We start from the raw sequence: 7,742 nt of genomic DNA, 5'->3' as shown, positions 1-7,742 counted from the left end.
GTCTCTCCGGCGGCATCAACCCCGTGGAGTTGGAAGAGATGCTTGGACGTGTCCATGCCGATGCGCGTAATCTCGTTCATTGGGCGGCTCCTTCGATGTGTTGGGACCATCATCTTGGCGCAAAACGGCGCCGGATGGGGGCCGTCCACCCCAACGGAACCATTGGCGCCCTCGGCAGGCGCGAGACGGGAGCGCATCGCCACCTCAACGGCTGTCATGCCTGCGAAGGCAGGCATCCAGTATCCGCCGGGGCTGGTGGTGGCGTGAAGCTAGCCGCCTCCGGCGTTCCGGCGGCCGTCGGTGACCCTGTGGCACCGTCACGGCTCGATCCGCGCGACCTGTGGTTACTGGGTCCCGGTCTTCGGCTTCACTGAGACCGGGACGACAGGCTGAGCGTGGGGCATGGCCTGTGCGTGTTTCGCTGCCGCTCTGGGAACGAATAGACCCCGGCTCTCCGGCTTCGCCTGCGGCCGGGGTGACCGCAGAGGGGATGGGGCGAGGCGGTGAGTGAAGGCCAGGCCGCGCACTTTCTCAGGACGTCGTCCCGGACGAGGCCGAAGGCCGAAGATCCGGGATCCATTGGTGCCCTTGGCAGGCATGAGGCGGGAGCGCGTTGCCACCGCCCCGGCTGTCATACCTGCGAAGGCAGGTATCCAGTATCCGCCGGGGTGGGCAGGAGCACGAAGGCGTCTCCCCGGAGCAAAAGAAAACGCCGCCCGCGAGGCGGGCGGCGTGGCGTGCGTTTGATGCAGTCAGATGAGGGGCCGCGATGCGCCGTATCAGGCGGCGGCGTCCTTTTCCGGGATCGCCGGGGTGCCGGCGCGGGCGCGCATCAGGTTGGTGAAGCGGCGGAACAGGTAATGGCTGTCGCGCGGGCCGGGTGAGGCTTCCGGGTGGTACTGCACCGAGAAGACCGGCCTGTCCTTGAGCCGCAACCCGCAATTGGAGCCGTCGAACAGCGAGACATGGGTCTCCTCGACCGCCTCCGGCAGGCTCTTGGCATCGACCGCGAAGCCGTGGTTCATCGAGGTGATCTCGACCTTGCCGGTGGTGCGGTCGAAGACCGGATGATTGGCGCCGTGATGGCCCTGATGCATCTTCATGGTGTCGCCGCCAAGGGCGAGCGCCAGCATCTGGTGGCCGAGGCAAATGCCGAAGACCGGCAGGCCGCTGTCGACCAGATCGCGGATCACCGGCACGGCATATTCGCCGGTCGCCGCCGGATCGCCCGGACCGTTGGACAGGAACACGCCGTCGGGCTTGCGCGACAGCACATCCTCGGCGCTCGCATCGGCCGGCAGCACCGTCACCTTGCAGCCGGCGTCGGTCAGCAGCCGCAGGATGTTGCGCTTGATACCGTAGTCGATGGCGACGACGTTGAATTCGCCGCCCTCGCGCTCGCCATAGCCCTGGTCCCAGACCCAGGGGGTCTGCGTCCAGCCGTAGCTCTGCGAAGAGGTGACGTCCTTGGCGAGATCCATGCCGACGAGGCCCGGCCAGTTGCGGGCGGCAAGCTTAAGTGCCTCGATGTCGAACTTGCCGTCCGGATCGTGGGCAATCACCGCATTGGCGGCGCCGGTCTCGCGGATCAGGGCGGTGAGGGCGCGGGTGTCGATGCCCGACAGGCCGATGATGCCGCGCGCCTTCAACCAGGCATCGAAATGCCGGGAGGCGCGGTAATTGGCCGGCTCGGTGACGTCGGCGCGGACGATCGCCCCGCGCACGCCGGAGGCCGAGGCCATGTTGACGGTCTCGACATCCTCCTCGTTCGTCCCCACATTTCCGATATGCGGAAAGGTGAAAGTGACGATCTGCCCGGCATAGGAGGGGTCGGTGAGGATTTCCTCATAGCCGGTGAGGGCGGTGTTGAAGCAGACTTCGGCACAGGCCTGGCCGGTGGCGCCGAAGCCCTGGCCCTCGATCACTGTGCCGTCGGCCAGGACGAGAACGGCCGTGGTCGGCGGCGCGGACCAGACGTCGGCGGTCGTCATATCTTGCTTTCCCGATCGGTTCGATGACATGATTTCGCTGAGCGCGCCTTGACGGAGCGGGGCTCGGCTGTCAACGGTGCGGCTCGCGCGGCACTCTAGGGGAAGCGCGCGTGAGGGTCAACTGACTGACTTTATAAAAATAATCCTTGAAAATCAACGAGATGGACGAGGTGCCCGACAGTGGAGCTGAAGCTTTGAGGAAAGTTTCCGCGCCCGCTCGCGGGCAAACGACAGGGCAGAGCATGCGTGAGAGGATCGATGCGGCGTTGCAGGACGCCGTGGAGAACGACGACAAGCGGCGGGCGGCGACGCTGAGGCTGGTGCAGGTGGCGATCCGCGACCGCGATGCCCGCTGCCGCGAGCTCGGTCACGACGTCGTGCCGGATACGGAGATCCGCGAGATCCTCAACAAGATGCTGCGCCAGCGCGAGGGTTCGGCCCGCGACTACGAGGAGGCGGGCCAGATCGACCTTGCCGCCGAGGAGCGCGAGGAGATGGCGATCATCCAGGAATTCCTGCCGCCCCAGTTCGACGAGCGGGCAATGCAGAACGCCTGCGAGGACGTGGTGCGCGACATCAACGCGCGGGGCCTGCGCGACATGGGCCGCTGCATGAGCGCGCTGAAGGAACGCTATCCGGGGCAGATGGACTTCGTGCGGGCGAGCTGCATGGTCAAGGATCTGCTGCGCAGCGAATAGGCGCGCCTCCGCGCCGGTGGAATTTTCCGCCGGTCTGTCCTACCTTGATCCTGAAGGCTGGCGCAGCCGCCCCGAAAAGGGGCCGCGCGCCGGCGATGCCGCTGTCGAAAGCCCGTAGCCCATGCGATTTTCCCCCGGTCTCCTCGACGAGATTCGTGCCCGAGTGCCGTTGTCGGAGGTGGTGGCGCGGCGGGTGAGCTGGGACCGGCGCAAGTCGCAGCCGGCGCGCGGCGACTTCTGGGCCTGCTGCCCGTTCCACCAGGAAAAGACGCCGAGCTTCCATGTCGACGACCGGCGCGGCCGCTACAAGTGCTTCGGCTGCGGCGCCTCGGGCGATCATTTCCGCTTCCTGACCGAGACGGAGGGGCTGGCCTTTCCCGAGGCGGTGGAGCGGCTGGCCGAGCAGGCGGGCGTGGCGCTGCCGGCGCCCGATCCGCAGGCGGCGGCGCGCGCGGCCGAGCGCGCCAGCCTTGCGGAAATCTGCGAGATGGCGGCGCGCTTCTTCCAGGACGCGCTGGCGATGAGCGGCGGCGAGCAGGCGCGCGACTATGTCGCCCGCCGCCGGCTGCGCCCGGAGACAGTGCGCGAGTTCCGCATCGGCTTCGCCCCGAACGGGCGCGATGCCCTGAAGCGCCACCTTGTCAGTAAGGGCGTCGACGAGACCTCGATGGTCGAGGCCGGGCTGGTGATCCGCCCAGAGGACGGGCGGCCGACCTACGACCGCTTCCGCAACCGGCTGATGATCCCGATCCAGGACGAGCGCGGCCGGGTGATCGCCTTCGGCGGACGCACGCTCGACCCCGACGGCCAGCCGAAATATCTCAATTCGCCGGAGACCCCGCTGTTCCACAAGGGCGCGATGGTCTTCAACTTCCACCGGGCGCGCGAGCCGGCCCATCGCAGCGGTCAGGCGGTGGTGGTGGAAGGCTATATGGACGCCATCGCCATCGCCCAGGCCGGCATGGGCAATGTGGTGGCCGCGCTCGGCACCGCCTTTACCGAGGAGCAGGTCGGCCGGCTGTGGCGGTTGGCGCCCGAACCGGTGATCTGCTTCGACGGCGATGCGGCCGGCATCGCCGCCGCCCACCGGGCGGTCGACCGCATCCTGCCGGGGCTGCGCAGCGGCCATTCCTTCAGCTTCGTCTTCCTGCCCGACGGCAAGGATCCGGACGACCTGATCGCGCAAGGCGGGCTGGCCGCCTTCACCAAGGCGCTGGCGGGCTCGCAGCCGCTGATCGACGTATTGTGGTCGCGCGAGGTGGACGCGGCGCGCATCGACACGCCGGAACGGCGCGCGGCGCTGGAAAAGAGCCTCGACGACCTGGTGCGCACCATCGCCGACGAGCGGGTGCGGCGCGGCTACCAGCTCGACATCCGGCTGCGGCTGTCCAACCTGTTCTACCGGCAGGCGCGGGCCGCGCGCGGCCAGGGAAGCGGCCAGGGAAGCGGCCAGAGTTTCGGGCAGGCCGGGGCGGTCCAGCAGGCGCCGTCCGGCCCGGCGCGCGGCTCCGACCTGCCGGGCAGCTCGATGTTCGGCCACGAGCGGATGCTGTGCGGGCTGTGCCTGAAATATCCCGAACTGCTGGAGCGGCACGTGGAGCGGCTGGCGCAGGCGCAGTTTGGCGACGTGCTGCATGCGCGTTTTCGCGACGAGCTGTGCCGTATCGCCACCGAGCTGCAGGACGTGCCGGTGAGCGGCTTCTTCGAGACGCTGGACACCCGCTTCTTCCAGATCCTGTCCGAGGCGCTGGACGAACCCGATGAGGCGGGCAGTGGCTCAGGTGGGGGGCGGCGGATGATCGCCCGGTTCCACGATCTGTTGCAGCGGCTGCCGATCCTGCGGCATGAGCCGCCGGCGGAGTTCATCGAGGACCTGTTCTGCCACACTCTCGACGTGCTGGAGCTGCGCGCGCTGGAGCAGGATCTCGATGCGGAACTGGCCGCGCTCGGCGACGGGCTCGACGAGGCGGACTGGGAGCGCATCCGTGCCCAGTCGCAGGACCTTGCCCGCCGGCGCGAGGAATGCGCCCGCATCGAGCAGGAGATCGCCGAACGGGGCAAGGTGTTCCGCTCCGCCCGCCCGGCCGCCGCGACGCCGGCGGGGGCGGCGGCGCGCGCACGCGCGGCGATAGCGCAAGGGGCGGCCGCCGGCGGCTGATGCGAGCCTGTGGATCGCAGACGCTCTTTGGTTGACGGCCAACGAATCACTCTTGCGAATCCGGACCTTTGCGCTACATAAGCACTTCAGGCAGCATCCAGAGCCGCGCCAGGCCAGCCACGCAGACCCGGTCCCAGGACAAGGGGGTCGCAAGCCGTGACAGGGAGCCGACATGGCGGCATGAAATCATTTTGCCTGCCGAGATCCCGCGTGGAACCGGATGGCCGGAGCGTCAGGCGCTTTTCGGTCAGGCCGGTGTCTGGTCTTGTCGAACCGGTTTGCAGGGTTAAGTGGCACTTAACGGACAGCGACTAAGACTGGCTTTCTGTCCCCCCCCGGCGTGGCGGCGCGTCGCGGGAAGGGGATCCGCATGGCCGAAAGGCCGTGGCCGGCACGGGATCCGGTAGTGAGCCGCGACATGAATGAATCAGCCGGTCCTCCGGCTTTCCGGGCGCGATAGGCGCGGAAAGCGGAGCCGGGCCCGCAGGGCGGGCACTGAGCGAGACGAACGACAGACCACGAACGACAGCGCCAGGCCGCAGGGCCGGCGGGGCCGGAGACAGCAATGGCAGCCAAATCGACGCAGGCGGAAGAGACCCAGGAACCCGCGACCGAGACCTCCGACGGTCCGCTTCTCGATCTCTCCGATGCCGCGGTCAAGCGGATGATCAAGCTCGCCAAGAAGCGCGGCTATGTGACCTATGAGGAGCTCAACGAGGTGCTCCCGTCCGAGGAGGTCACCTCCGAGCAGATCGAGGACACGATGGCGATGCTGTCCGACATGGGCATCAACGTCATCGAGGAAGAAGAGGCCGAGGAGGCCCAGGCGGACGACCAGGGCGGCGAGATCGTCGAGGCCGGGCCGACCGCGGTCGCCAAGACCACGGCGAAGGAGCCGACCGACCGCACCGACGACCCCGTGCGCATGTATCTGCGCGAGATGGGCTCGGTCGAGCTGTTGTCGCGCGAGGGCGAGATCGCCATCGCCAAGCGCATCGAGGCCGGCCGCGAGGCGATGATCGCCGGGCTCTGCGAGAGCCCGCTGACCTTCCAGGCCATCATCATCTGGCGGGACGAGCTCAACGAGGGCAAGGTCCTGCTGCGCGACATCATCGATCTCGAGGCGACCTATGCCGGCCCCGACTTCCGCGGCGACGATGCCGAGGAGAGCGAGGAGGAGAGCACTGCCGAGGGCGGCACCGCCGGCGCCCCCGGCGCGACCCGCGAGGACACCGCCCGCGAGGGCGGCCGCCCGGCGGGCGAGGCCGAAGCCTCCGGCGAGACCGAGGGCGAGGGCGACGGCGAGGAGGACGACGAGTTCGAGGCGAACATCTCGCTCTCCGCGATGGAGGCCGAACTGAAGCCGAAGGTGCTGGAGACCTTCGACCGCATCGCCGACGACTACAAGAAGCTGCGCCGGCTGCAGGACCAGCTCGTCGAGAACAAGCTCGCCAACAAGACCCTGTCGCCCTCCCAGGAGCGCCGCTACAAGAAGCTGAAGGAAGACATCGTCGTCGACGTCAAGAGCCTGTCGCTGAACCAGCAGCGCATCGACGCGCTGGTCGCCCAGCTCTACGACATCAACAAGCGGCTGATGGGCTATGAGGGGCGGCTGCTGCGCCTCGCCGACAGCCACGGCGTCGACCGCGGCGACTTCCTGAAGCAGTATCAGGGCAACGAACTGGACCCGAACTGGATCCGCAAGGTCGCCAATCTTGCCTCCAAGGGCTGGAAGAACTTCGTCGCCCAGGAGAAGGAAACGATCCGCGAGCTGCGCCAGGAGATCCAGAGCCTTGCCTCGGAGACCGGCCTGGAGACGGCCGAGTTCCGCCGCATCGTCTCGATGGTGCAGAAGGGCGAGCGCGAGGCGCGCATCGCCAAGAAGGAGATGGTGGAGGCCAACCTGCGCCTCGTCATCTCCATCGCCAAGAAATACACCAACCGCGGCCTGCAGTTCCTGGACCTGATCCAGGAGGGCAATATCGGATTGATGAAGGCGGTCGACAAGTTCGAGTACCGGCGCGGCTACAAGTTCTCCACCTATGCGACCTGGTGGATCCGGCAGGCGATCACCCGTTCGATCGCCGATCAGGCCCGCACGATCCGCATCCCGGTGCATATGATCGAGACGATCAACAAGATCGTGCGCACCTCGCGCCAGATGCTGCACGAGATCGGCCGCGAGCCGACCCCGGAGGAACTGGCCGAAAAGCTGCAGATGCCGCTGGAGAAGGTCCGCAAGGTGCTGAAGATCGCCAAGGAGCCGATCTCGCTCGAAACGCCGATCGGCGACGAGGAAGACAGCCACCTCGGCGACTTCATCGAGGACAAGAACGCGGTGCTGCCGATCGACGCGGCGATCCAGTCGAACCTGCGCGAGACGACGACGCGGGTGCTGGCCTCGCTCACCCCGCGCGAGGAGCGCGTGCTGCGCATGCGCTTCGGCATCGGCATGAACACCGACCACACGCTGGAGGAAGTCGGCCAGCAGTTCTCGGTGACGCGCGAACGTATCCGCCAGATCGAGGCGAAGGCGCTGAGGAAGCTCAAGCACCCCTCGCGCTCGCGCAAGCTGCGCTCGTTCCTCGACAGCTAGGGGCGCGGCGGTTTCCGGCGCGGAAGGACCCTTCGGGGGTGGTTCTGGGGATGGTTCTGGGGATGGTTCTGGGGATGGCTTTGGGGCCCGGCGGCAACGCCGGGCCCTGTCGTTTGGGGCGTCCTCGCTGCCGCTCTGGCAGCCAATAGGCCCCGGGTCGCGCTGCGCTTGCCCGGGGTTGTTCGTCTGAAGAGGTGGTAGAGTTTGGGCGGTCTCCCGGCCTGAACCGCCGGGAGACCAGTGGCAGGCGACCGGACCGGGGTTGGGCTTTCGCCCGTCGTCATCAGGGTCCCTGCCGC

The 7,742-nt window shown here is 67.8% G+C and carries 4 protein-coding genes and 1 pseudogene; 3 read left to right on the top strand and 2 right to left on the bottom strand.

The window, feature by feature from the left end; genetic code table 11:
• Together TSB10GB4_RS23600 and carA are read right to left on the bottom strand one after the other, a co-directional pair.
• Positions 1–236, bottom strand: a pseudogene (locus TSB10GB4_RS23600) (hypothetical protein); the annotation flags it as partial.
• Between the two features lie 543 nt (positions 237–779).
• A complete protein-coding gene (carA, locus tag TSB10GB4_RS00125) occupies positions 780–1,991 on the bottom strand; it encodes a glutamine-hydrolyzing carbamoyl-phosphate synthase small subunit (protein ID WP_186394066.1) in 1,212 nt (403 codons plus the stop codon).
• A gap of 242 nt (positions 1,992–2,233) precedes the next feature.
• Here carA and TSB10GB4_RS00120 point away from each other — a divergent pair, with 242 nt between their 5' ends.
• The 3 genes from TSB10GB4_RS00120 to rpoD all read left to right on the top strand — a co-directional run bounded on the left by TSB10GB4_RS00120 (position 2,234) and on the right by rpoD (position 7,443).
• Positions 2,234–2,689 carry a GatB/YqeY domain-containing protein gene (locus TSB10GB4_RS00120; protein WP_186387274.1) on the top strand — a complete coding sequence of 152 codons (456 nt, stop codon included), beginning with the start codon at positions 2,234–2,236 and terminating at the stop codon, positions 2,687–2,689.
• A 121-nt stretch (positions 2,690–2,810) separates the two neighbouring features.
• Positions 2,811–4,847: a DNA primase gene (dnaG, locus tag TSB10GB4_RS00115; protein ID WP_186394065.1), complete on the top strand. Its 2,037-nt coding sequence runs from the start codon at positions 2,811–2,813 to the stop codon at positions 4,845–4,847.
• A gap of 565 nt (positions 4,848–5,412) precedes the next feature.
• Entirely contained in the window at positions 5,413–7,443 is a 2,031-nt protein-coding gene (rpoD, locus tag TSB10GB4_RS00110; RefSeq protein ID WP_186394064.1) for an RNA polymerase sigma factor RpoD, read from the top strand.
• Positions 7,444–7,742 lie beyond the last annotated feature (299 nt).

Origin of the sequence: Stappia sp. TSB10GB4 (assembly GCF_900185745.1) — a bacterium.
In the GTDB taxonomy this organism is placed as follows: Bacteria; Pseudomonadota; Alphaproteobacteria; order Rhizobiales; family Stappiaceae; genus Stappia.
Note: the sequence above shows the minus strand (reverse complement) of the source record. Positions and strands in the feature narration are given on the sequence as shown.

What these genes read in the sequence shown, in the direction of transcription:
- carA (WP_186394066.1), bottom strand. Translation starts at nt 1,991, where the DNA reads ATGACGACCGCCGACGTCTGGTCCGCGCCGCCGACCACGGCCGTTCTC.
- TSB10GB4_RS00120 (WP_186387274.1), top strand. Translation starts at nt 2,234, where the DNA reads ATGCGTGAGAGGATCGATGCGGCGTTGCAGGACGCCGTGGAGAACGAC.
- dnaG (WP_186394065.1), top strand. Translation starts at nt 2,811, where the DNA reads ATGCGATTTTCCCCCGGTCTCCTCGACGAGATTCGTGCCCGAGTGCCG.
- rpoD (WP_186394064.1), top strand. Translation starts at nt 5,413, where the DNA reads ATGGCAGCCAAATCGACGCAGGCGGAAGAGACCCAGGAACCCGCGACC.